The organism is Acutalibacter sp. 1XD8-33 (assembly GCF_003612555.1).
Classification (GTDB): Bacteria; Bacillota; Clostridia; order Oscillospirales; family Acutalibacteraceae; genus Acutalibacter.
The window spans coordinates 1-22,457 of the sequence record NZ_RAZF01000038.1; the positions used below are offsets into that span (position 1 = coordinate 1).

Genomic DNA, 22,457 nt, shown 5'->3' on the forward strand with positions numbered 1-22,457 from the left:
CATGCGCCAGAAACAGCAAATCGTGAACACTCTTTTTGAGCAAGGAAACGCTTAGTTTTGTTACCCCCCCCCCGCCGAAAAACTACAAAATTTCTTCGGCGTTTTCTTACAATTTCAAATTGGCGTTGACAAAGCAGAGAGCCACGCCCACCCGGTGTTTCACCATAATAGCCGTGTTGGTGACAAGGTTGTATCGGGCCGCCACTTTCGCCTTGGAAAAGCACTCCCCGAACCACTCACGCACCTGCTCGTTCACCTGGTCCCGCCAGGAGAGCAGCAGGGGGTAGGGCAGCAGGTCCTCCGGAGTGACGCAGGGGAGCGCAGCTAGGGGGCAGTCCTCCCGTACCAGCGCTGCCCATCGCTCCCGGTGAGGCATGGACACAGTGTGGTATCTAGGGAGGTCGACGGGACTCATCAAGAGCCCCAAATCCAAAAGGCCGTTCTCCATGCGGTCTTTCACCTCGTCGGCAGTGGCGCTGTAGACGCGGAACTGCACCAGCGGGTGCTCATCCCGGAAGGAGACCATCAGGTCGGAGAGGTACGCCATATTGCAGGTTTCCCCGCAGCCGATGGCAATCTCCCCGCTGAGCTCCTCCCGGCTTTTGAATTCCCGCTGGGTCTTGTCAGCCAGTTCCAAGAGCTCCTGGGCCCGGCGCTTTAAGAGCATCCCGTCCTCCGTCAGCACGATGCGGTGGCTGCTGCGGTGGAACAGCACCGTGCCCAGTTCCTCCTCCAGCCCCATGAGCTGCCGGGAAAGGGTGGGCTGGGTCACATGCAGAAGTTGGGCGGCGCGGGTGATGTTTTCCTCCCGGGCCACGGTGTAAAAGTATCGCAGAACGCGAAGTTCCATGGGGTTCCTCCTTTGGTCAGATGACCTTAAATTCCTTCCACTTGCCGGACTTCAGCCGCAGGGCAAAGATAACCGCCCGGATGACCCAGTCGAGACACATAGCCGCCGCGATGCCAATAACACCCCAGTTCAGGCCCATGGCCAGCAGTACGGAGAACACCAGCCGCCCGCCGATGGTAGACGCGATAGACACGACCATGGTAAACCTGATGTCCCCGGCGGCCCGCAGGCCGTTTGAGAGCGGCCCGGACATGGGGAAGGCCACGGTGTTGAACACGTTGTGAATGAGCACGAGAATGATTACCAGATGCTTGGCCTCGCCGGAGATCTGGTAGAAGTTCATCATGACCGGCGTGATGGCGAACACCAGGGCGTTCCACACTAGGGAGATGGTCAGGGTGATTTTCAGCAGCTTCTTGAAATACATCTCGGCCTGTGCCGTGGCCCCGGCGCCCATGCACTGGCCTATCACGGTGATGAACACCGGGCCCATGGTCACCCCGGCCAGAGCCGCCAGACTCCATATGCTCTGGGCGATGCCGTTGGCGGCGATCTGATAGGTGCCGAACAGGGCCACCACGCTGGAAAGGGCTACTTTTACAAGCTGGAAGATGCCGTTCTCTACCCCGTTGGGCACGGCGATGCGCAAAATGCGCTTCATGAGTTCCCCGTTCCACTTGCAGATTTGATGCCAGGTGTAGCGCACGTCAACCTTCCTGCCGAAGCACAGCACCGTAATCACCACCGCCGAGAACACCCGGGCAATGAGCGTAGGCCATGCAACGCCCGCCACCCCGGCTTTCAGCACGAACACGCCGATGAGGTTGCCCACGACGTTGATGGCGTTGGCGGCGATGGAGATGTACATGGTCACGTTTGTTTTGCCCATGCTGCGGTACAGGGCCGCGCCTGCGTTGTAGACCGCCAGGGCCGGGTAGGAGAACACGGAAATTTGCAGGTAAATGACGCAGGCGTCCATGACGGCGGGCTCTACCTGGCCGAATAGCAGGCTGAGCATGGGCCGGTGCAATATTAAAATCAAAATTGAGATGATCAGCGAGAACAGGGTGGACGAGGTGAGCAATTGGCTGGCGGCTTCGCCTGTGTCCTCCTTGACCCCCCGGCCGATGTACTGGCTGATGACCACCGCGCCCCCCGAGGCCAGCGCTGTGAACAGGTAGATAAAGATGGTGCTGAAGGAGTTCACCAGCGACACCCCGGACACCGCCGCCTCCCCGGCGTAGCTGACGATGAAGGTGTCGGCGATACCCACAAGCATTACCAGGAGCTGCTCCAGGAACAGCGGCACGATGAGGTTTTTCAGGTCTTTGTTTGTGAACATGGACGATCCCTCCCGTTGGTTTCTGGCTTAATTGTAGCACGGGAGGGAGTGAAATGTCCAATACCTGGTTTGCATATGATTTCATGCCTTTTGGGCATTTCTTGTCAGGGGCTTTTCTAACAGAGTCAGGAAAGCCGCTGTGTTTTCCGTTGGATCATGGGCGGCTATCACGCCATAGGGCAAGGTATACTTCTCCGTCAATGGGACAGTACAGAGCCCCGGGTGCACGTCCTGCCAGCACTCCAGGCTCAGCAGAGGGACGCCGCTCTCCATGCACAGATTGAATGTGTCCAGGCTGTAATTGGGTTCAATGTCAATAATGCTGACGGAGGGATGCTTTTCCCGCAGGTCTTGGCGGATTTGGTCGTTGACGGCGCTGCGGCCCGGGCGCATGACCATGAGTTCCCCGCCAGCCAAATTGGCAAGGCTGAGCCGCTCCCTTTGGGAAAGCGGGTGGCTTTGGGGCAGGGTGATGCAGAACCGATAACCGCCTACGGGGATGAACTGATACATAAAATCCATCCCCGCGTCGTAGGGACCGATCAGTACATCGTATGATTGCCCCAGAAACTCCAGCCGCCTTTGATCGTCCGTGATTGGTACCAGCTGAAGCCGGTATCGGGGGCACTGGGCGCTTATTTCTCCCCACAGCTCTATGAAGGCGTTGCAGGGGTAGAACACCGAGGTGCCCACATGGATAATCTTTGGCGCGGCAGCCTCCGCCTCCCGCACCTTGCGGATGAGGGTATCGGAGTGGCGAAGGAGCTTTGGCAGTTCTTTATACAAGCACTCCCCGGCGGCGGTAAGGGCGATGCCCCGATGGGTGCGCTCAAACAGCGCCGTGCCGAAGCGTTCCTCCAGGCCATTGATCTGCTTGATCACGGCAGTATGGGAAATGAACAGCTTGTCCGCCGCTTTTGTGAAACTGCCGCAGTCCGCTGCGGCCTTGAAGGTGTCCAGGGCCTTGTTGTACATGTTTGCACCCCGCTTTAGTGTAAACTTATAGTTTCCAGTATTGTACCATATCTATACTTCACAGTCAAGAAAAAATGGGCTACAATAGGGGCAGAAAACCGAAGGGAGAACGCTCTAATGGAGACAACAAAAGAAAACAAAATGGGCACTGCGCCGGTCTGGCGGATGCTGCTGACCATGGCAATACCAGTCATTCTGTCCACCGCCGCTCAGTCCCTCTACAACATCGTGGACGGCATTTTCGTGTCCCAGCTGGGCGAGGACGCCATGGCGGCTCGGCGTATCTCGCCGTGTACCTGGGCTGCGGGATTTTTACCATCGCCCAACTAGTGCTGGAACGGATGCCCATTGCCACAGGCAAGACCCTTTACAGCATGATCTCCCAGGCTACCGGGGCGATCCTCAACTTGATTCTTGATCCAATACTTATCTTCGGCTACTTCGGCGCGCCAAAGCTGGGAATCTCCGGCGCGGCTCTGGCAACCGTCATCGGGCAGTTTGCAGCAGCGTGCATTGCCCTGGCACTGAACCTCACCAAGAATAAAAAGGTGCGCCTGCGCTTCACTCTGCGTCCGCCACTATATGCGGTCAGGCAGGTGCTGCACCTGGGCCTGCCCACCACCGTCCTCTTTGCCTTGAACAGCTTCATGATGATAAGCTACAATGCGGTGCTGAATCGGTTTTCCTCCACTGCCGTGGCGGTGTTCGGGGCCTGCAGCCGGGTGACGGGCTTCTTCTACGCCGTGGTTGGGGCGCTGTGCGTGGGCTTCCCGGAGATGTTCCTGCGGATGTTCAACGCCACGGAGGACATGATCGCCATCGGTGTGTGGAGGATGCGGATGCTGTCCTGCTGTTATCTGCTCTGCGGCGTGCGGAACATGAGCACGGCTATTATTCAGTCCCTGGGGCATAGCGTACCCAGCATGGCGGTGGACTTGAGCCGGAATTATGCGGTGCTGATACCTTTTGCCTGGCTGCTGTCTATGACGGGGAGCATTGACGCGGTGTGGGTCTCGGTGCCGACTGCGGATGTGGTGTCTGCGGTTGTAGGTGTGCTTTTGATGGTGCGGTTTTATCGGAAGGAGATCAGGGGGTTGGTGGAAACACAGCCAGTATAGTTTTTTATTCTGTTGTAAATTTTTTTCGCATGGGTAGTTTCCTAGACCCGCCAGGTGGAGCAGAAGAACATAATTGCCATTGAGGGCTAAAAACATCCCTGGCCTTGCTGCGAATAGCGTGGCCAAGGACGTTTCCTGTGCAGAAATTTAACGATTGCCTCCATAAAATAACGATACCCAATAAATCCACGATAGCCCCCTCTCTAAAGCCTCAAAAATGCAAAAAGACCCACCGCTGGTCTGGAGATTTATCCAGCCAGCGGTGGGCCTTCTCTCAAAAATGTTGGAGAAACAGCCGTTTTCACTGACTTTTGGTGAAAGTCAAGGACGGTTATCTCGATACCCATTGTATCAGAATAACCGTCCTTAGATGTGAAGTGGATACGAAAAAGATATTTTTGCCAAATCTATGTGCGTATCTTAACCCTCACGCATTTTCGATATCCTGTTCAACCTCCAGTCCTCCCACAAAAACTACCTTAATCCGTTCCTTGGATTCGACCACAACGCATTCCAGCACCTGCCTAACCAGCCGGTCATCATATTCCATGGGGTGATTTGCCAGTCCCTCCAGGATAGTAAAAATCTCATCCAGTCGAGATTCGGTATTCTCTTTTTCCTGCTGGGCATTGTCAAGTTGAGCCAACTGTTGCTCCAAGCTGTTTTTCTCAGCCATGAGTGCTGTTGCGCGCTGCTCGTCAAAATCTTCCACCGTATCGGTAGCTATGGCCTGTAGCATAGTCTTGAATTCCGCACCGATTTCTGCTATCCTTATCTGGATATCCAAGCTGTTATCTTCACCATCATCATTCTTAAGCCCCATGCCGATATGCAGTTTCAAAGTACCCAGCACATCGGCACTCTGTTTAGCTGTATGCATGATTGCCGCCATGACAGCCTCCTGCAGCACACTTTCCGCCATCGTGGGCGAGTGGTGGCAGTATTTCTTGCCGAAGTCCAGCCGGTTGATGCATCGCCAGACCGGTTTCTTTTCACCCTTGACCGTCCAAGTGCATCGGCGGTAGGGAGTACCACACTCGCCGCAGACCAGCAGTTCTGTCAAAGCATACTTGCTGGAATACCGGCCCTGCTCGGTTTTCGTACCTTTCTGTTTCACTTTCCGCTTGCCGGTGCGCCGAGCGAGTTCCTCCTGCGCTCGACCGAAGATGGCAGGGTCAATGATGGCGGGATGATTGTTCTCTACAAAGTACATAGGCCGGACCTTGCCATCGTTACGTTTGACTTTCTTGATCAGACAATCCACAACGTAAGTTTTATTGATAATTGCATCGCCCTTGTACCGCTCATTTTGCAGGATCGAGCATACCGTGGAGCGGTGCCATTTTCCTTGACCACCAGGTGTGGGAGCGCCCATGTTATCCAGCATTTCCACGATTCCTCTCATACTGTCTCCGGCGAGGAAGCTGGTATAAATTCGTTTCACAACCTCGGCCTGCTCCGGGTCGATTTCAGGCTTACCGTCCGGCCCGCGCCGGTACCCCAGGAACCGCTTATACTGGAACGGCACCTTGCCCTCTTTCGCGCTCTGATTCTTGCCCCATATGACGTTGGCACTGATATTTTCCGATTCGCTTTGAGCAATGGAACCGTAAATCGTGATATAAAATTCCGCCCCAGGCTGGGTGCTGTGAATGTTCTGTTCCTCAAAGAAAATGTCCACGCCAATCTCCTTGAGCATACGAACATACTTGAGAACGTCAGCCGTATTGCGTGCAAACCGGCTGATGGATTTGGTGATGATCATGTCGATTTTGCCGCGCCTGCATTGCTTGATCATCTTGTTGAACTCGTCACGCTTTTTGGTACTCGTCCCCGAAAGCCCCCTGTCTGCAAAAATGCCCACAAAGGCCCATTTTGGCTCGCTTCTGATCTTTTCGGTATAGTACCTTACCTGCACGTCATAGCTGTTCAACTGCTCCTCCTGGGCGGTAGAAACGCGGCAGTAAGCGGCTACCCGGAGCTGCCGGTGGGCTTGCTTGATTTCTTCAGTTATGTTGATTTTCGCCGGGATTTTCCGCACTACTTTCTGCGGAGTATTCACTGTCGGTTGCATATTCATCGTCCTTTCTGATGGTCTGATTATTTAGCAAAGCGATGGCTACTGTACCGTCTTTTTCAAGATGGATGGCCTGAACCGTCCTCTTGAAAAGTGCCAGAGAAAAAGCTGAAAGCGGCTCTGCATTTGCGAGAACCGCTTTCAACCTGTGGGCTATATATGGGGCGGAATCAATATCCGTATATTTCAGGGAGACACATTCCAGCATTTTCTTTCTCAGGGTATTTTTATCATAGTCGAGGGTGTCCAACGTCCGGGCAATTTCATTTTCTATTTTGATAACCTGCACACTTGGAGCGGATTCATTATTGGCAGGGATTTGCACGAACTCAGGATTGACAATCGCCCGGTTTAGCAGTACAGTTATATCATCCAGCAGGCCGCTGTCTGCCTTGTGAATCACCGTGCGGCAGTCCGCATTTGAACATATCCATCGCTGCTGGCACTCCTTGAACCGGCTGTCATGCCGTCGAACCATCTCGCTGCCGCACTCTGGACAGGTTACCGGCACATCTATATGGAAAATCTCATGGTTGCGGTCGGTGCTGTGCTGGGTATTCTTTTGGGCTTTCATCCCTATCATGGCCTGGTGTATGCTCTCATCAATAATCGATGGAAATCTATCTTTTCCGGTATACCGCTCGTCCCCAATCAGACGCGCAATGCGGGATTTGTTCCAGCCGGCAACGCCAATCTGATACTCGATATTTTCATCGTTCAGGCGGCTGGCAATGTCCAGCAGAGACATACCATTTTGGTACTCGCTGAAAATGCGATTCAGCACAGCAACTTCTTGTGAATGGGTGGTTATTGTGCCGTTCTGATACTGATACCCGAAGGGGATATTTCTCTTTTTCATGCTGTGCGACACCTCACATTCTCGGGGATTTGCTCCGTAAAGGCCAGCCCGCCAATGAGATGAAAGGTCAGCCGGGAGTTATCCACGACCGTGATACTCTGGACGATTTCCTCGAATAATGCTTGGCTGAATGGTGAACCGGGCACATATCCTGCCAGGGTATCGTCCAGTGATTTCAGCGTGAATATCAACTCATCGTCCTCATCCTCCGATAGTGCCTTTTTACGGTCGAGCCGCAGGGCATTGATTTTGTTACTGATGACCGATGACTGAGCCGCAAAGTCGGTGGCGTTCAGAACGCCGTTGATGTGGAGCCGGGCTATTACCAGATTCTGAGCACTCAGGTCTGCTATTTGTTTGTCAATCTGTCGTATCTTTTCTTGGCTCTCGCCGCCACGATTCTGCATCGCCTCCAGCTGGTGGATGAGTGTGCCCAGCAGGTTCTGACGGTGTGAGGCCAGCTTGTCTACCATCAAGCAGAAAGTGTCATAGACGGCATTCTCCCTCACGCGCCTGCTCTGGCAGTTTGTGGCACCTGCTGCTTTATCACTGCACATCCAGTACACCGTTCCGCGCAGCAGTTGTCGGCGGAAGGTACTCCCGCAGTCGGGGCAGCGCAGGATACCAGACAAAATTGAATTGTGTTCGCGCTTTGTGGTTGTAATTCTGGATTCTTGCAGTTGTTGAGCTGCTTGAAACACCTCTCGGCTGATAATGGGTGGGTTGCTGTTTTCCACATAATACTGTGGCTTTTCGCCACGATTCTTTTTCTTTCTGAAGGGTATGGTGTCTGTGGTGAATTTCTTTTGCAGGAGCGCGTCGCCCATCGACCAAATCATACCCATACGCCGGGGCGCAGCAGTTAAACTCCCCGGACTCCATGCGCATTTGATAACTCCTTCGAAGGTGGTCGGAGATGTTCACGCTTTCCTGCTGGGCCGCCATACCCGGAAATGTCACCAACATTTCCATGTTCATTTTGTCGCTGTCGATGCCCTGTTCCTCGAAGTAGATACTCACGCCCAACTCTTTCAAGGTGCGCAGGACAACCAGCAGTTCCTGGGTGTTCCGCGCAAACCGGGATACAGATTTTGTAACAATCCGGTCAATCTTACCCAGCTTGCAGTCACGGATGAGCCGGTTCTGCTCATCGCGCTTTTTCATATCCGTGCCGCTCAAGCCCTCGTCAGCGTACACGTCCACCAGCTTGTACTGCGGATTTTTGCCCTCATAATCTTTGTAGTAGCGGATTTGTGCCGCAAAAGAGTGCAACTGGTCAGCGGACTTGCTGGACACCCGGCAGTAGGCCGCAAGCCGGATAATTTCGGGTTTCTGCGGCTCCCGGCTGATGTCAGTTACAGTCATATGCATCATTCCTTTCATTTTGATTTCGCCTTTCGGCACCACCAACAATACCACAAGAGTTCAGATACATCCAGCGCAAACCGCCAGAGTTTTCACTTCAGACATATATTTTTCTTCCGTTTTGTGATGCAAAAATTGCACTATAAAAAGACTTTTATATAATGAAGTGGCCGCCCAAAACGGGACCGCCACGTTATCCTATCAATCGTTTTGCTCGTCCATATTTGTTCTCAACATCCCTGGACAGGGAGCGCACCCTCCAACCATGCCATTGGTTTCATTGGAATCTCACCACCTGCGGGATCTCCGCAGGGCGCCCTCCTTTGCTGCGACGGGTCACGCTCGGCTTTAGGACGGGACACAAGTATCATTATCCCTTCTGCCGGTCATCGCCGTCGATGGATGTGCGTTCCATCGTCTGAGCCTGGAGGCATATAGTTAACGCCATGGCGTTAACTATTGGCGTCCGCTCATGTGGCTTGCCGCTCCTCACGGTAGCAGAAGGAAAGTAAAAGGTGCGCTGAATATTCAATTTTCAAAGAGCAACAGAGGGCAGAAAAAAGCCCTCTCGCTTTCCATGCCGAAAAACGAAAGGGCTGACAACCAATTATTTCAAATTTTTGGCTTTCCGTAGTTTTTCCAGAATCTGGACTTTGCGCCTGTGGATGGCGTTCTGAGACACATGAAAGCGCTCTGCGACAACCCGTTCACTAAGCCGTTGGCCATAGATGAGATACAGGATTTTCTGCTCATCTTCAGACAGTTTGGCGAATTCAAGCCGGAGGTTGTCCAACATGATTTTCTTTTCTATATCACCAGCCGTATCGGATGCCATGTCAACCAGAATATCCTCGCCATTGAACTCATCCGTGGTGAGCATATCGTAGGAGAAGTCGCCGTTCTTTGCAGAGCGCTCGTCCAGATATTTCTGGCGGCGTTTGTCCTTGTAGAACGCTTTATAGTCACCCTCAGACACTTCCATCAGCATGCCGTACAGGGGTATGAACCGCCTGCCTGCATAACACTCTTTTTTCTGATGGAACTTAGCATAAGTGAGTTCCACATACATTCCATCTTCCAAAACGAACACTTTTCTTGGTGGGTATTTCACCGTTGATTCCTCCAATCAATCTGTTTTGGGTTGGCAAAACGATTGATTGGGGTGGGCTGCGACAGCCTACAAAAGAACAGGTTAAGCTACGCAAAAAGGCGTTCTTCCCGGCCACTAAGCCTGGATGAACGCCTTGGGTGTATTTTATTTCATGCTCATATGAGTGGCAGATTATAACATAAAGGAGAAATGTACTTCAATGTAATGTCCATGCGTGAGTTTCACCGAATACCACAGCCTCCTATCTGTAGTGAAGTATAATACAGGTATACACGAATTTTCGAACATTCCCGTGAGCCTATATGTATTATAAAATACATATGAATGGCTCCTATTAGGAACACTGTAATATCAAGGCTTTTCGGAGCCTGCAACCACAAAAAAATAAAATTAGAGCTATCACATTACGCAGAAAGCCGTCCGGGAAGAAAAAACGGGCGGCTTTTTTGCGTGGATAGCCGGGAGGGAGGCGAAAAAATAGTAACAAACTTTTAACACAAAATTTGTGCAACATTCACGAAAATAAAAAGGAGGTAACGAATGGCAGACGAAAAGCTGAACACGAGCCCGGAGGAAAATCCCCAGCCCAGCCTGTTCGATACGGGCCCGGCTGAGGCTCCCACGCCGGAGCCCCCGGCCCCGGAGAAAGCCCCCGAGCAGGCCGCCGGGGAACCACCCGCGCAGGATGCCCCCGCTGGGGCCCCCGGCGAGGTGAACGTATCCGCTGACCAGATTGAAAAGCTGATGGCGGAGCGCCGGGCGGCGGAACGTGCGGAGGTGGAGAAGAACGAGCCGCCCGAACCGGAACAGCCGCCCACCCCGGCCCCGGAGGAAAAGGCCCCCGCCAAAAAGGGAAAGGCCGCCGAGGAAAAAACGCCCACCCCGGAGGATAAGCCCAAGGGCAGGCGTGGCCGCAAGCCGAAGGAGGAAAAAGCGGAGCCCGGCAAGCCGGGAGGGACGGGGGCCCGCCGTGGCCGCCAGGCCAAGGCTGACAAGGCGGCCACGGACAAGCCCCCGTCCCCACCTCGAGACAAAATGTCCCAAAGCAAAGGGACAAAAGCCGCCACGGTAAAGGGCAAAGAAGAGGCCCCCGCCGCTCCCCAGCCTGCGCCGGAAGCGCCGCCCCAGCCCCGTGACGCGACCCGCGCCGAAAAGGAAGAGATTGTTTATCTCAACCTCTCGGAGCTGTTCCCGTTCAAAGACCATCCCTTTGGTGTCCGTGACGATGCGGAAATGAAAGGGCTTGTGGAGTCCGTCAAGGACAACGGCGTACACCAGCCCGCGCTGGTGCGTCCCCGGGAGGGCGGCGGCTATGAAATCATCGCGGGCCACCGCCGCCAGCGGGCCAGTGAGCTGGCCGGGTTTGCAAATATGCCTTGTATCGTCCGCAACATGACGGATGACGAGGCCATCCTTGCGATGACGGACGACAACCTGCGCCACCGGGAAAAGATTCTGCCGATGGAAAAGGCCCAGTCTCTGAAAATGCAGGTGGAGGCCATCAGCCACCAGGGGACGAAGATGGAGGGCGTGGCCGCCGGGGACGTGGGGAAACGCTCCACGGAAATCGTGGGGGAACGGAACGGCATGAACTACAAGCAGGTACAGCGGTATATCCGGCTGACCGAGCTTGTGCCGGAGCTCCAGTCTATGGTGAACGAGAAAAAGCTGTCTTTCACCCCCGCTGTTGAAATCTCGTTCATCAAGCCCAAAAACCAGAGGTTTATCGCCGTTTCCATTGAGGGCGAGCAGGCATCCCCCTCGCTCTCCCAGGCCCAGGAGCTCCGCAAGCTGGATAAGGAGGGGAAACTGAACGGCGATGTGATTGACGGCATTTTGAGCCGTGAGAAAAAGGAGGTAGACAAGGTGATTATTTCCGCCGCTGAACTGAACAAGTATTTCGGCAAGGACACCACGCCCCGGGAGATGAAAGACCAGATTATGTCCCTGCTGGATGCGTGGAAAGAGAAACAGCCCCCGGAGCGCACCGCGCCGGAGAAAAAGACTGACCGGGAAAAGTAAGCCTTGAGACATTTTGTCCCAAGGCTTTTCTCTTTCCCGCGCCCCTCCCCCGCGTCCTGCATGGCGTTCTTTTAGAGAGGGGCTCTGGTGGTATATCCCCCGTCGCCGCCTGCTACTGGGCACAGCCGGGAGTGGGCAGTCAAGGGGCGGAACGCCCGCCGCCTGCGGCGGCTTGCCCTTGACGGCCCGCCCCGGCTGTGCCACCCCTCCCGGCGCGGCGGGGGATATATCCTCCAGAGCCGCCCCCTTTCCCATGAATGGGAAAGGGCGGGGGGATAGGGCTGAACGACAACTATCAAAATATCGGAGGTAAACGACTATGAAACGACCCCTTGCTTACATCACCGCCGCTTGGTATGGCGGCGACACGGAAAACGCGGAGCTTGCCGCGCAGTACTGCCGGGCGGTTTACGATGCGGGCTTTGCCCCTATCTGCCCCGCGCTGTTTCTGCCCCTTTTCCTCAATGACGCGGTTCCCGAGGAACACAAGAGCAGCATCGACATTGGCCGTGACCTGCTCCGCCGCTCCCGGGTGCTGGTGGTGTGCGGGCATACCGTCACCGAGTCCATGAAGAACGACATTGCTGTGGCCCAGCGGCTGGGCATCACTGCCACCACCCTTGAGGGCATCCTGACCGTCAAGGGCCAGGGCCGCCGCTGACATGGCCGCACTGTTCGAGGCGTACATCACCAATCTGGGGAAATACAACGAGGGCGAGCTGGTGGGGGAAACGCTGAAATTCCCCACCAGCCCCCAGGCGGTGGAGGCGCTGTTAAAGAATATCGGCGTGGACGGCATACGCTACGAGGAATTTTTCATCACCAGCTTTGACGGCGATGTACTGGGGCTCTATGACTATCTGGGCGAGTATGAAAATCTGGACGAGCTGAACCATCTGGCCTGCCTGCTCTCGGAGCTCCCCCAAAGCGAGATTGAAAAATTCGAGGCCGCGCTCCATATGGGGGCGCATACCTCCAGCGTGGCGGACATCATCAACCTTGCGGAAAATCTGGACTGCTTTGAATTTTACCCGGATATTGAAAGCGAGGACGATTTGGGCCGCTGCTATGCAGAGGACTTGCCGATACCCGCCGAGCTGAAAGACTACTTTGACTATGAGGCATACGGGCGGGACATATCCATCAACGAGGGCGGCCACCTTGCCCCCGGCGGCTATATCGTCCAGACGGGCGATATTAAGGAAGTTTATCACGGGATAGAGGATATTCCCAAGGAGCACAAGGTTTTTGCCCTCCCCCGGCTCTCCATCCGGGAGCAGATGGCCGCCTACAAGGAAGTGATTGACCGTTCCTCTCTGGCGGCTGAACGCAAGCACCCGGAAACAAACCGGGACGAGCGGTGACTTCGAGACAAAATGTCCCAAAGGCCGGATGGCCTATCCCCCATGAAAGGAGGCGGTTCTGATTGATTGACGAGGATGTTTCCCGGCGCACTATCGCGCTATCCATGCGGACGGGAAAGCTGACGGCCCGGGTGCTGGCCTATGCGCTCCGGGCGGCTGGCCGGAAGATACAAAAGGAGCACCGGGCCCACCAGACGCCCCACGGCAGGCAGTCCGTGAAAAAGCTCATGGCCCACGGCGCGGCCACGAACAGTATCGAGCTCACCGGGGCCCCAAAAGAATTTGACCGGGTGGCCCGGAAGTGGAACGTGGATTATGCCTTTTACAAGGCCGGGCCGGACAAATATCTGCTGTTCTTCAAGTCCGGGCAGGCGGATGCAATCACAGCTTGTTTTGGGGAGTATTCCCGCCGGGTGCTGGATAAGGCAAAGACTGACCGCGTACCCATCCGGGAACAGCTCAGACGGGCCGCCGCCGAGATACTGCGCCAGCCCGCGCCCCAAAAGAAAGACCGCGTAAAGGAGGCCGCCCATGAGGACAGATAAGCTGAAAAAGTACCTTTTGCCGAACCTCCCCTATCTGTTCATCGCGTGGGCCTGCCTGAAAGTGGGGACGGCCTACCGTCTGGCGGCGGGGGCGGATTTGGCCCACAAGCTGGTGGGGATGGTGGCGGCCCTCGGCCCGGCCTTTGCCGACTTCGCGCCGGGGCTCAATCCTTTTGACTGGCTCACTGGCATCGCGGGGGCCGTGGCGATCCGGCTGATTATCTACCAGAAAAGCAAAAAAGCCCAAAAATACCGCCGGGATGAAGAATATGGTTCGGCCCGCTGGGGAACGGAAAAAGACATCAAGCCGTTCACCGACCCCAGGTTTGAGAACAACATCATTCGGACCGGGACGGAATTTCTCACCACCAACACCCGGCCCGCCGTCCCCGCCAACGCCCGGAACCTGAATTGCTGTGTTGTCGGTTCCTCCGGCTCCGGCAAGACCCGGTTCTGGCTTACCCCGCAATTACTCCAGGCCCATTCCTCCTATGTGGTGGTAGACCCAAAAGGCGGGGTGCTGGAGCAGGCGGGCTTTTTCCTGCAACGGAAAAAGGGATATAAAATCAAGGTTTTTAACAGCATTGATTTTTCCCGCTCCATGCACTACAACCCGTTAGCGTATATCCGCAACGAGGCCGATATTTTGAAATTCGTCAATACCTTAATCGCCAACACCAAAGGCGAGGGCAAGGAGGGCGACCCGTTCTGGACGAAATCAGAAACGCTTTTATACTGCGCCCTTATCGCCTATATCATCTTCGAGGGCCCGGACGAGGACAAGAACATGAACACGCTGGTAGACATGATTTCCGGCATGGAGGTCAAGGAGGACGATGACGATTTCATGAACGCGGTGGACTATATGTTCGCCGGGCTGGAAAAGCGCAAGCCGGACTGTTTCGCGGTCAAGCAGTACAAAAAGTACAAGCTGGCCAGCGGCAAGACTGCCCGCTCCATACTGATTTCATGCGGTGCGCGGCTGGCCCCCTTTGACATCCCGCAACTCCGGGAGATTATGAGCTATGACGAGATGGAGCTTGACAAGCTGGGGGACAGACGGACGGCGGCGTTCTTCATCATCAGCGATACCGACACCACCTACAACTTTATTGTAGCTCTGGCGTTTTCGCAGATGTTCAATCTCTTGTGCGAAAGGGCGGACAACGTACACGGGGGCCGCCTGCCCCATCATGTGCGGGTGCTGTGGGACGAGGCCGCCAACACCGGGCAGGTGCCGAACCTCGAAAAGCTGGTGGCGGTCATCCGCTCCCGGGAGGTGAGCCTGACGCTGTTCTACCAGCAGTTGGCCCAATGTAAGGCAATCTACGACAAGAACGCGGAAACCATTTTAGGCAACATGGACAGCGTGGTATTCCTCGGGGGCCGGGAGGCCAGCACTATCAAGGAGATTTCCGAGAACTGGCTGGGGAAAGCGACTATCTCCATGCAGACCGAGGGCCGCTCCCGTGGGCAGTCGGAAAGCTACAACCAGAACACCCAGCGGCTGGGCCGGGAGCTTATGACCCCCGCCGAGCTTGCCACCATGCCCGGCGACAGGTGCATCCTGCAACTGCGGGGCCTGCCGCCGTTCTACTCCCGGAAATACGATTTGAAACAGCACCCCAACTACCGATACACGGCGGAGGCGGACAAGAAGAAAAACGCCTTTTCGCTGGAGCGGCTTATCTGCCGCCGTATAAAAAAGCTCAATCCCAACGAGCAGTACACCGTGTACGAGGTGGACGTGCCGGACGGAACGCCCATAGACGAGGACGAGGACATCCTCAACTATGACGATTTGGACGACCCGGACGCTTTTGTATAGCTTTGGGACATTTTGTCCCGAAGTGTCACCTGCCGCCTATACCGGGCGGCTTTTCTTGTGCCCGGGAAAATCCCGGAGAAATGGAGGACTATATGGCATTTTTCGCATCCGCTATCACCACTTTGCAGACCCTTGTTATCGCGCTGGGCGCGGGCCTCGGCGTTTGGGGCGTTGTCAATCTGCTGGAGGGCTACGGCTCGGACAACCCCGGCTCCAAAAGCCAGGGCATGAAACAGGTCATGGCTAATTAGAGGTAATCAAAAGAAGAAAGGAAAAGCACAATCCAGACGGAACCGGCGATACCGTCAAGAAATATTTGTGAGTTAGCAAGAATCCTGATATAATGGGTACAAACGCCCATCCGGGGCAGAAAGGCAGGGAGAAAAATGCACATCAGCTACAAACCGCTCTGGCACACACTGATAGAGCGCAACATGAGGAAAGAGGATTTAAGGCTTGCCGCTGGCCTGACCACAAATATGATAGCCAACATGGGAAAAGAAGGGAAACATATCAGCATGGATACACTTGCCCGTATTTGCGAAACGCTGGATTGTGGCATTATGGACGTGATTGAGCTGGCCGGTGACGAGCCTTCCACCACAGGAGGGGACGACAATGGAAAAACTGAAAGAAAGAATCACAGAGAACGGCATTGATTATATTCTGGTAGGCGACTACTACATCCCGGACTTGAAGCTGCCGGAGGAGAACCGCCCCATCGGACGCTATGGGCGGCTGCACCGGGAATATCTCAAACAGGAACACCCGGCACGGTACAGCTCCCTTATCCTGACCGGGAAATTATGGACGTACCTTGCCGACCTGAACGAACAGGCAGAGGAAAGGATGGACTTAATCATCGAGCAGATGAAATCCGCCGAGGGAGTGACCGAGGAACTGAAAGCCCGGAATCAGCTTGAATGGGTAGGCCGGATGAACAATATCCGCAACCGGGCGGAGGAAATCATAAACAGCGAACTGATTTATATTTGATTGGACATGGAAAGGCCAGCCGACACCCGGCTGGTCTTTCTAACTTTCCTTACGCTCCAATACCGCACGAATCATGGCAACGGCGATTTCCTGCTGGCTGGGCGATGTGCTTTCCCATAGTTCCGCCAGCTCCCGTATTTTGCTGACCTCATTATCTTCCAGCGCATCCCGCAGCAGATAATCAGGGGAGATTTTCAGTGCATTGCAGATATTGATAAATACGGGCAGACTGGGAACCTTTGTTCCGCCCTCAATCTGCCGGAGGTAAGTTGCGTTGATATTGCACAGCTCCGAGAGCCTGTCCGCCGTGAATCCCCGGTCTTTCCTCACCATGTTGATACGTCTGCCTAATCCTTTTCCTTCCATAATGCCCACCCATTTCATAAGCTATCAGCATTTATTTTGTTCACTTTTAGACTACATCACGCATAGGGATTGCAATAGATTCTAAAAGACTATATAATATTAGCTAATAGACTACAAACTATGAAAGGGGAACAACAGAATGGAACTGAACTATTTTAGGGACAGGCTTTTTGATTTACTGAATGACAGCGAGGGGATGGGGATTGCTGACCTGAACGCAGACGAACGGAGCAGCCTGCTCACTGTCAGGACAGAGGACGGGAACATATTTGAAATCGTATGCCGGAAGGCAGCGGGGAAGGAGGACGGATGGACGACCGCAAACTGACCGTTTATAATGGGCGAGGGGCTTTCAAAAAATCGCCGCCGCAGATTCTATTACAAGGGAACTGGCTGGAACAGGCCGGATTCTCCGCAGGGGACAAAATCACCGTGAAATGCCAGCAGGGGCAGCTAATTATTACTAAGAACGAACCATCAGCAGAGCATGAAAAATAAATATAGACAAAGGCCGCTTTTGCAGTATAATAGAAACGGCAACAAGTCAGCCAGTGCTGGAGGAACATTTTAAAATGATTGAAACGGAGAGCCTGATTCTTGATAAGGCAAAGTTTTCAGATTGGAAGGAAATGTATTGCAATGTCTGGTCACAGCCGGAAAGCGCAAAATACATGGAATGGAATATTACTACAAGCGAAGAAAACGCCAAAATAAGAATCATGAAAACCATTGCATTTCAGAAAGAGCATGATACCTATCTAGTTTATGAAAAAGCAACCGGTAAGGCGATTGGATTTGCTGGGGTAGAAAAAATTGAACCTTACATCTATCAGGAAGCGGGGATATGTTTGGGGCCAGATTACGTGGGAAAAGGGTTTGGCAAGCAGATTCTTCAAGTCTTGATACAATATTGCAAAGAAGAATTTAGTGCAAAAAAGTTTATTTATTCAACAAGAGAGGAAAACAGGGCTTCCAATCAATTAGCAAAGTCATTAGGATTTACAGTGATTTCTTCAGTACCTAAAACAGACAGCAAAGATGGACACAGTTATAATCTTTTGCAATATAGCTTAAAACTATAACTGCCCATTTGGTAGGGCTGAATAAACAATGAATGAAAAGTTGAAGGAGGGGCAAAATGCCATACATTACAGTTGAAAGCGGCACTTTATCGGATAAGCAAAAGGAACTGCTGATAAAAAGATTGACAGAAGTATCTTCTGAAATTATGAATGTGCCGCAGGAATTTTTTGTGACTACGATTAAAGAACTGCCAGATAAGAACTTTGGGATTGGCGGTAAAACGATTGATAAAGTGAAAGCGGAATATATACAGGCACATCAATCATAGTGGGAAGGGATTGGAGATAATGGATAACTGGTTTACAATAGACAAGATTGATAATGAAACCATAATCATAAGCGAATACCGGCATTGGGAAGAAACCCACTGTTATCTATTGAATGGAAAAGAGAAAAGCCTGCTTATTGACACAGGGCTGGGGATTTCCAATATATATGATGAAGTCCGTAAACTTACGGATAAACCGATTGCGGCGGTTGCCACGCACATTCACTGGGACCATATCGGCGGGCATAAATATTTCCCGGAATTTTATGCACACGCAGAAGAATTGGACTGGCTGGACGGGAAATTCCCCCTGACAATCGAAACGGTTAAGGAAATGGTGGTTGACCGTTGTGATTTGCCTGACGGTTTTAATGTTGATGATTATGTATTCTTTCAGGGTACGCCAACAAGAGTATTAAATGACCATGATATGATTGATATTGGCGGCAGGGAAATTGAAGTGCTGCATACGCCCGGACACTCTCCCGGACATTTATGTTTTTGGGAAAAAGACAAAGGATATTTGTTTACCGGCGATTTGGTCTATAAAGATACCCTGTTTGCCTATTACCCTTCCACTGACCCGGAAGCCTATCTTGCTTCACTGGAAAAAGTTGCGGCACTGCCTGTAAAAAGGGTATTCCCTGCACACCATTCGCTGGATATACAGCCGGAAATACTAATCCGCATGGCAAATGCGTTCCGCCAGTTAAAGGCAGACGGGAAGCTCCATCATGGCAGCGGTACATATCATTATGGCGATTGGGGCGTATGGCTGTAAAACGGGATTAGCGGAAGAAAACGGGAAAGGGGATTTCATGGAAAAACGAGAAGAAACCATTCGGCTATGGTTTGATATGTGGCTGAAAAAGTGTGATTTAGGCATATTGGATATATTCTCTGAAAATGCTGTTTACACTGAAAGCTGGGGGCCGGAGTATCATGGCCCATTAAAAATAAAACTATGGTTTGATGAATGGAACAGGCGTGGCACAGTTCTCCAATGGGATATTAAACAGTATTTCCATAAAGGAAACCAAACGGTTGTAGAATGGTATTTTAAAAATACGGTGGACGATGGGAAGGTTGAAGCATTTGATGGAATTTCTCTCATTAAGTGGGCGCAGGATGGGCGAATACAATCCTTAAAAGAATTTGGCTGCAATACAGACAACTATGACCCTTATCAAAATGGGAATGTCCCACAATTCAAAGATACTCCGTCTATGTGGTTTTGATTTTATGTGCAAGTAAAAATGGAATAAAAACTCTGGAAAATGCCGTTGCATGGAAAAATCCCAAGCAACGGCATTTCCTATTTCCGTTTCTTCCTCTGGCCGACATAGCTTTTGAAGAATTTCGATTTTTCAAGGATATGTACAAGCTGCCGGAACTCCACATCAGACAGCTTGTTATAATTGATACCCAGCCGCTTGCAGTAAAGCGCAGCCTGTTTTTCAAGAGGGCTTCCCTTGAAATTTGCAACATCCTCTAAATCCTGTTTCAATTCTTCGGCAATGGTAGTTGGCGGCGCACTCTCACTGTCAGACTTGTGCGCAGCACGAATATCACGGACGATTGCGCTTATGTCGTCCTGTATCATGTGGCTGAAATATTCGTCATCCTCAATGTGTGCAGCCTGCAAAATCCGGAGGTGCGGGTCATCTTCCCCAGGGCGGTAGCGTTCTATGATTTCGTGCCGGACGGTATCAACAAGGGAGTTGAGGTTTTGAATCTGCATGGAAGCAATCCCATCCACATAAACCTCAATGTCAGCCAGAAACTTTATAAAATCCTTGTGGGTGGCAAGTTCACATAGCAGGCGGTTGTTAATCCGGCCGCTTTTCAGAAGCGCAACCATTTCGTCATTCAAATGCAATTCTGTTAAAGGCGTGTTGGCCTGCTCCCTGTTTTCTGTCCGGCATAACAGATAATCAACGGACACCCCATAAAAATCTGCCAGCGTGATAAGGTTGCCATGATTGATTTCTTTATTATCTTTGGATTCATAGCTGGCAAGGGCAGATTTTGAAATCTGCGTCAGCCGTGCCAGTTCTTCCAGATTCAGCCCTTTGTCCTTGCGCAGATCCCAAAGGCGTTCCTGTATGGTAGTCGCTCCTTTCATGGGCGCACACTCCTTTCCGGCGGCTGCTTCCTGCCGCTTAACTGGATTATACCATACTTTCCACAATCGTGGAAATTTCTGATATTTGCCCTTAATTCCTTTTTTGTGGACATACGGCACAGGGTACAAAAATGTCCTATGATATAGGCAGTTCATCGATGGATTATTCCAATCGAATGACCGGCCTGTATGGGATATGCTCCCCGGCGATGTAGCGCAACGACTTCCGGCAGGGAAACGGAGGAACCCTGACTGCAACGAGCGTACCAAGCGGAGCGAAACGCCGCCAAAGACGGGGGCAGGAACGACAGCAGAGGGAACCGGCAAAAATGAACACCGAAACGATACCGAAACACAACAATCTCACAGGGCATAGTCTGCCCTGTCCGTAATACCAAGGGAGATTTTGGGGCGGCTCTACGGCTGTATTTCCCTTGAAAATCCCCCCGAAACGCTACACAAAAAACCACTACCCGCCCATTCCGGCTGTTACTGATGAATCGGGCGGTTTTTCTATGAAGGAGGCACTATGCCGAGAATGTCAAAGAAGTTGAAGAAAGAGCTTGCTTTCTTCTTAAACGACCGGGGGCGCAGAAGCTACAACGGACTCTGCCGGAAATGCCAGCATGGGTGTAAGCAGAGTTTCCGGGCTGTCATGATCGACTGCCCCCGTTACCAATCCAAACGAGCCAAAAGGAGGACACCACCCAATGAATTGTGAATTTATGATAGCCAGTACGCCCCTGCCGCCCTGTATGCCGCTCCCAAAGGCGATGCTCCGGCTACAGGTCAGCAATACGGCAAAGGTCATGTACGCCCGCCTGCTGGATGAAATCCTGACAAGGGGAACCGAGGACAGCAACGGGATTCTGTTTATCCGCTTCCCCGTCATGGAAATAGCGGCGGCACTTTCCCGAAGCCCCCAGACCTGCAAGCGTTCCTTAAACGAACTGGAACAGGCCGGGATGATTATGCGTGTCCGTCAGGGAATCGGGGAGGTCAGCCACATCTATATCCTGCTCCCCAGGGAGGGCGCCGCCCATGAATGAGAAGCTGGAAAAACTGAATCAGGAGATTGAAAAGACCGAAGCAAGGCTGCGGCGGGCGCAGCATAAGGAGAAAATGCTGGAACACCAGATAAAGACACTGAACCGGAAGGAACGGACGCACCGGCTCTGTACCAGAGGGGCAATGCTGGAAAGCCATCTACCCCACCCGGAAGCCGTGACGGACGGGCAGGTCAGCACCATCTTAAAAGTATTGTTCCACCGGGGCGACACGAAGCGTCTTGTGGCACAGGTTCTTACCGAAAACCGGAAGGAGGACACGGAATGAAATTTTCAAAAAGCGAGCTGGACATTATCTACCAGTATGCCGCACCGACCAAGGCGGAAACACTTGCAGGTATGAAAGAAACCGTGCCGGTGATAAAGGACTTACTGACAAAGGCAATCGTGGAGAACGCCATCCGAAAACTGGAAAAGATACCGGAGCCGGAGTGCAGCCAGTTTGTCGCAGCCACAAAAGCCCGGTTCCTTGCAGAGCGTGACAATTCCATCCGCCAGCGGCTTGCGGCGGCAAAGGCACAGGAGCCGATTTTGCAGGGGCATGACCTGTCAGGGATAGAACGGTTCCATCCGGAAACCCGGCACATGATTACGCTGGAAGTACAGAAGGATTGCTTTGTCGGTTTTAAGGGGGAGCGGTTCCGCTTCTACCTCTCCGATGAAGGCTACCGGAACGCAAAGCGCAGTGAACAGGAGGGGGAAATTAAGATAAAAAGCCATGCCGCCGTTGCTGCCGGGAAGCTCTATCCTGACAAAAAGCCCCGACAGCAGGAGCGATAAAAAAGCCTGTTCCAGAATCAAAGTGCGCCGGGCGCGCCTTGATTTTTGCAGGGAAGTTCTAACGTGGACGAGCCGGGCGCACTCACGTTGGCGGCTTTTCATGTGTGGAAAAATCAGAACGCGCCGGGCGCGTTCTGATTTATGCCGCCTATGGCACAATTGGTACGGCTGATTCCCGACTGCCGGATATTCCGCTTGCAATTTTGGCTTCCAAAGTGAAAAGCTGGAAAATCCCCCTCTGAAAGAGGGCGCATTATCCGAGATTTTTAATTATCCGAGGAAATTCTTAAAAACCTTTTGTATGCGGGGGTTCATG

Annotated in this window: 29 protein-coding genes and 4 pseudogenes; 22 read left to right on the top strand and 11 right to left on the bottom strand. The window is 52.8% G+C overall.

The window, feature by feature from the left end; all coding sequences use genetic code 11:
- Positions 1-106: 106 nt before the first annotated feature.
- The 3 genes from D7X94_RS15690 to D7X94_RS15700 form a co-directional block, all read right to left on the bottom strand.
- Positions 107-850 (bottom strand): LysR family transcriptional regulator, encoded by a 744-nt coding sequence (locus D7X94_RS15690; RefSeq protein WP_120428577.1) that lies wholly within the window; start codon positions 848-850, stop codon positions 107-109.
- 16 nt (positions 851-866) lie between these two features.
- Positions 867-2,192, bottom strand: a complete 1,326-nt coding sequence (locus D7X94_RS15695) for an MATE family efflux transporter (protein ID WP_120428578.1) — start codon at positions 2,190-2,192, stop codon at positions 867-869.
- Positions 2,193-2,273: 81 nt separating this feature from the next.
- Positions 2,274-3,167 (bottom strand): LysR family transcriptional regulator, encoded by an 894-nt coding sequence (locus D7X94_RS15700; protein WP_120428579.1) that lies wholly within the window; start codon positions 3,165-3,167, stop codon positions 2,274-2,276.
- A 117-nt stretch (positions 3,168-3,284) separates the two neighbouring features.
- Between D7X94_RS15700 and D7X94_RS18585 the strand changes: the two genes are divergently transcribed.
- Complete coding sequence (locus D7X94_RS18585) at positions 3,285-3,497, top strand: hypothetical protein (protein ID WP_158591054.1); 213 nt, start codon at positions 3,285-3,287, stop codon at positions 3,495-3,497.
- Positions 3,458-4,285, top strand: a complete 828-nt coding sequence (locus D7X94_RS15705) for a polysaccharide biosynthesis C-terminal domain-containing protein (RefSeq protein ID WP_158591055.1) — start codon at positions 3,458-3,460, stop codon at positions 4,283-4,285. Before D7X94_RS18585 ends, D7X94_RS15705 begins: the two co-directional genes overlap by 40 nt.
- Before the next feature lie 427 nt (positions 4,286-4,712).
- Here D7X94_RS15705 and D7X94_RS15710 read toward each other — a convergent pair whose 3' ends face one another.
- The 6 genes and pseudogenes from D7X94_RS15710 to D7X94_RS15730 form a co-directional block, all read right to left on the bottom strand.
- On the bottom strand, positions 4,713-6,359 hold the full coding sequence (locus tag D7X94_RS15710) for a recombinase family protein (RefSeq protein WP_158591056.1): 1,647 nt from the start codon (positions 6,357-6,359) through the stop codon (positions 4,713-4,715).
- The gene (locus D7X94_RS15715; protein ID WP_120428582.1) at positions 6,292-7,221 is read right to left on the bottom strand and encodes a recombinase family protein; all 930 of its coding nucleotides are present in this window, start codon (positions 7,219-7,221) and stop codon (positions 6,292-6,294) included. The genes D7X94_RS15710 and D7X94_RS15715 overlap by 68 nt, the downstream gene beginning before the upstream one ends.
- On the bottom strand, positions 7,218-7,730 hold the full coding sequence (locus tag D7X94_RS15720; protein WP_243111356.1) for a hypothetical protein: 513 nt from the start codon (positions 7,728-7,730) through the stop codon (positions 7,218-7,220). Before D7X94_RS15720 ends, D7X94_RS15715 begins: the two co-directional genes overlap by 4 nt.
- 30 nt (positions 7,731-7,760) lie before the next feature.
- Positions 7,761-8,066 (bottom strand): annotated as a pseudogene (locus D7X94_RS19940) (recombinase zinc beta ribbon domain-containing protein); the annotation flags it as partial.
- 37 nt (positions 8,067-8,103) lie between these two features.
- Positions 8,104-8,604 (bottom strand): annotated as a pseudogene (locus D7X94_RS19945) (recombinase family protein); the annotation flags it as partial.
- Between the two features lie 589 nt (positions 8,605-9,193).
- Positions 9,194-9,697: a sigma-70 family RNA polymerase sigma factor gene (locus D7X94_RS15730; RefSeq protein ID WP_147401762.1), complete on the bottom strand. Its 504-nt coding sequence runs from the start codon at positions 9,695-9,697 to the stop codon at positions 9,194-9,196.
- A 540-nt stretch (positions 9,698-10,237) separates the two neighbouring features.
- Here D7X94_RS15730 and D7X94_RS15735 point away from each other — a divergent pair.
- The 9 genes and pseudogenes from D7X94_RS15735 to D7X94_RS15775 all read left to right on the top strand — a co-directional run bounded on the left by D7X94_RS15735 (position 10,238) and on the right by D7X94_RS15775 (position 16,452).
- On the top strand, positions 10,238-11,719 hold the full coding sequence (locus tag D7X94_RS15735) for a ParB/RepB/Spo0J family partition protein (RefSeq protein WP_120428586.1): 1,482 nt from the start codon (positions 10,238-10,240) through the stop codon (positions 11,717-11,719).
- An 87-nt stretch (positions 11,720-11,806) separates the two neighbouring features.
- Positions 11,807-11,998, top strand: coding sequence for a hypothetical protein (locus tag D7X94_RS15740; RefSeq protein WP_120428587.1), 192 nt, complete (start codon positions 11,807-11,809; stop codon positions 11,996-11,998).
- Between the two features lie 40 nt (positions 11,999-12,038).
- Positions 12,039-12,380 carry a DUF7768 domain-containing protein gene (locus D7X94_RS15745; protein WP_016316827.1) on the top strand — a complete coding sequence of 114 codons (342 nt, stop codon included), beginning with the start codon at positions 12,039-12,041 and terminating at the stop codon, positions 12,378-12,380.
- Position 12,381: 1 nt separating this feature from the next.
- Positions 12,382-13,083, top strand: coding sequence for an antirestriction protein ArdA (locus D7X94_RS15750; RefSeq protein WP_120428588.1), 702 nt, complete (start codon positions 12,382-12,384; stop codon positions 13,081-13,083).
- A gap of 62 nt (positions 13,084-13,145) precedes the next feature.
- Positions 13,146-13,628, top strand: a complete 483-nt coding sequence (locus D7X94_RS15755; RefSeq protein WP_442857919.1) for a PcfB family protein — start codon at positions 13,146-13,148, stop codon at positions 13,626-13,628.
- Positions 13,615-15,456 carry a VirD4-like conjugal transfer protein, CD1115 family gene (locus D7X94_RS15760; RefSeq protein WP_120428589.1) on the top strand — a complete coding sequence of 614 codons (1,842 nt, stop codon included), beginning with the start codon at positions 13,615-13,617 and terminating at the stop codon, positions 15,454-15,456. Before D7X94_RS15755 ends, D7X94_RS15760 begins: the two co-directional genes overlap by 14 nt.
- A gap of 92 nt (positions 15,457-15,548) precedes the next feature.
- A pseudogene (locus D7X94_RS15765) lies at positions 15,549-15,701 on the top strand (Maff2 family mobile element protein); the annotation flags it as partial.
- Positions 15,702-15,842: 141 nt separating this feature from the next.
- Positions 15,843-16,115: pseudogene (locus tag D7X94_RS15770) on the top strand (helix-turn-helix domain-containing protein); the annotation flags it as partial.
- Positions 16,075-16,452 carry a TnpV protein gene (locus D7X94_RS15775; RefSeq protein ID WP_120428591.1) on the top strand — a complete coding sequence of 126 codons (378 nt, stop codon included), beginning with the start codon at positions 16,075-16,077 and terminating at the stop codon, positions 16,450-16,452. The pseudogene D7X94_RS15770 and the gene D7X94_RS15775, both read left to right, overlap by 41 nt.
- Positions 16,453-16,491: 39 nt before the next feature.
- Here D7X94_RS15775 and D7X94_RS15780 read toward each other — a convergent pair whose 3' ends face one another.
- Positions 16,492-16,818, bottom strand: coding sequence for a helix-turn-helix domain-containing protein (locus D7X94_RS15780; protein WP_016288544.1), 327 nt, complete (start codon positions 16,816-16,818; stop codon positions 16,492-16,494).
- A 139-nt stretch (positions 16,819-16,957) separates the two neighbouring features.
- Between D7X94_RS15780 and D7X94_RS15785 the strand changes: the two genes are divergently transcribed.
- The 6 genes from D7X94_RS15785 to D7X94_RS15810 all read left to right on the top strand — a co-directional run bounded on the left by D7X94_RS15785 (position 16,958) and on the right by D7X94_RS15810 (position 19,407).
- A complete protein-coding gene (locus tag D7X94_RS15785; protein ID WP_016288545.1) occupies positions 16,958-17,146 on the top strand; it encodes a hypothetical protein in 189 nt (62 codons plus the stop codon).
- Complete coding sequence (locus D7X94_RS15790) at positions 17,128-17,316, top strand: SymE family type I addiction module toxin (protein WP_016288546.1); 189 nt, start codon at positions 17,128-17,130, stop codon at positions 17,314-17,316. Before D7X94_RS15785 ends, D7X94_RS15790 begins: the two co-directional genes overlap by 19 nt.
- Positions 17,317-17,390: 74 nt before the next feature.
- Entirely contained in the window at positions 17,391-17,900 is a 510-nt protein-coding gene (locus D7X94_RS15795) for a GNAT family N-acetyltransferase (protein ID WP_087360977.1), read from the top strand.
- Positions 17,901-17,956: 56 nt separating this feature from the next.
- On the top strand, positions 17,957-18,169 hold the full coding sequence (dmpI, locus tag D7X94_RS15800) for a 4-oxalocrotonate tautomerase DmpI (protein WP_016288548.1): 213 nt from the start codon (positions 17,957-17,959) through the stop codon (positions 18,167-18,169).
- A gap of 19 nt (positions 18,170-18,188) precedes the next feature.
- Positions 18,189-18,950: an MBL fold metallo-hydrolase gene (locus tag D7X94_RS15805; RefSeq protein ID WP_120428593.1), complete on the top strand. Its 762-nt coding sequence runs from the start codon at positions 18,189-18,191 to the stop codon at positions 18,948-18,950.
- 37 nt (positions 18,951-18,987) lie between these two features.
- Positions 18,988-19,407, top strand: a complete 420-nt coding sequence (locus tag D7X94_RS15810) for a nuclear transport factor 2 family protein (RefSeq protein WP_016304234.1) — start codon at positions 18,988-18,990, stop codon at positions 19,405-19,407.
- A gap of 77 nt (positions 19,408-19,484) precedes the next feature.
- Here the strand turns inward: D7X94_RS15810 and D7X94_RS15815 are convergent, their stop codons facing one another.
- Entirely contained in the window at positions 19,485-20,294 is an 810-nt protein-coding gene (locus tag D7X94_RS15815; RefSeq protein WP_120428594.1) for a helix-turn-helix domain-containing protein, read from the bottom strand.
- 529 nt (positions 20,295-20,823) lie between these two features.
- Here D7X94_RS15815 and D7X94_RS15820 point away from each other — a divergent pair.
- From D7X94_RS15820 to D7X94_RS18590, 5 genes are all read left to right on the top strand, one after another.
- On the top strand, positions 20,824-21,015 hold the full coding sequence (locus tag D7X94_RS15820; RefSeq protein WP_120428595.1) for a hypothetical protein: 192 nt from the start codon (positions 20,824-20,826) through the stop codon (positions 21,013-21,015).
- A complete protein-coding gene (locus D7X94_RS15825) occupies positions 21,005-21,343 on the top strand; it encodes a MarR family transcriptional regulator (protein ID WP_087360967.1) in 339 nt (112 codons plus the stop codon). The genes D7X94_RS15820 and D7X94_RS15825 overlap by 11 nt, the downstream gene beginning before the upstream one ends.
- On the top strand, positions 21,336-21,629 hold the full coding sequence (locus D7X94_RS15830) for a DUF3847 domain-containing protein (protein ID WP_016288553.1): 294 nt from the start codon (positions 21,336-21,338) through the stop codon (positions 21,627-21,629). The genes D7X94_RS15825 and D7X94_RS15830 overlap by 8 nt, the downstream gene beginning before the upstream one ends.
- On the top strand, positions 21,626-22,141 hold the full coding sequence (locus D7X94_RS15835; RefSeq protein ID WP_016288554.1) for a DUF5720 family protein: 516 nt from the start codon (positions 21,626-21,628) through the stop codon (positions 22,139-22,141). Before D7X94_RS15830 ends, D7X94_RS15835 begins: the two co-directional genes overlap by 4 nt.
- Before the next feature lie 104 nt (positions 22,142-22,245).
- Entirely contained in the window at positions 22,246-22,383 is a 138-nt protein-coding gene (locus D7X94_RS18590; RefSeq protein WP_156836260.1) for a hypothetical protein, read from the top strand.
- Positions 22,384-22,457 lie beyond the last annotated feature (74 nt).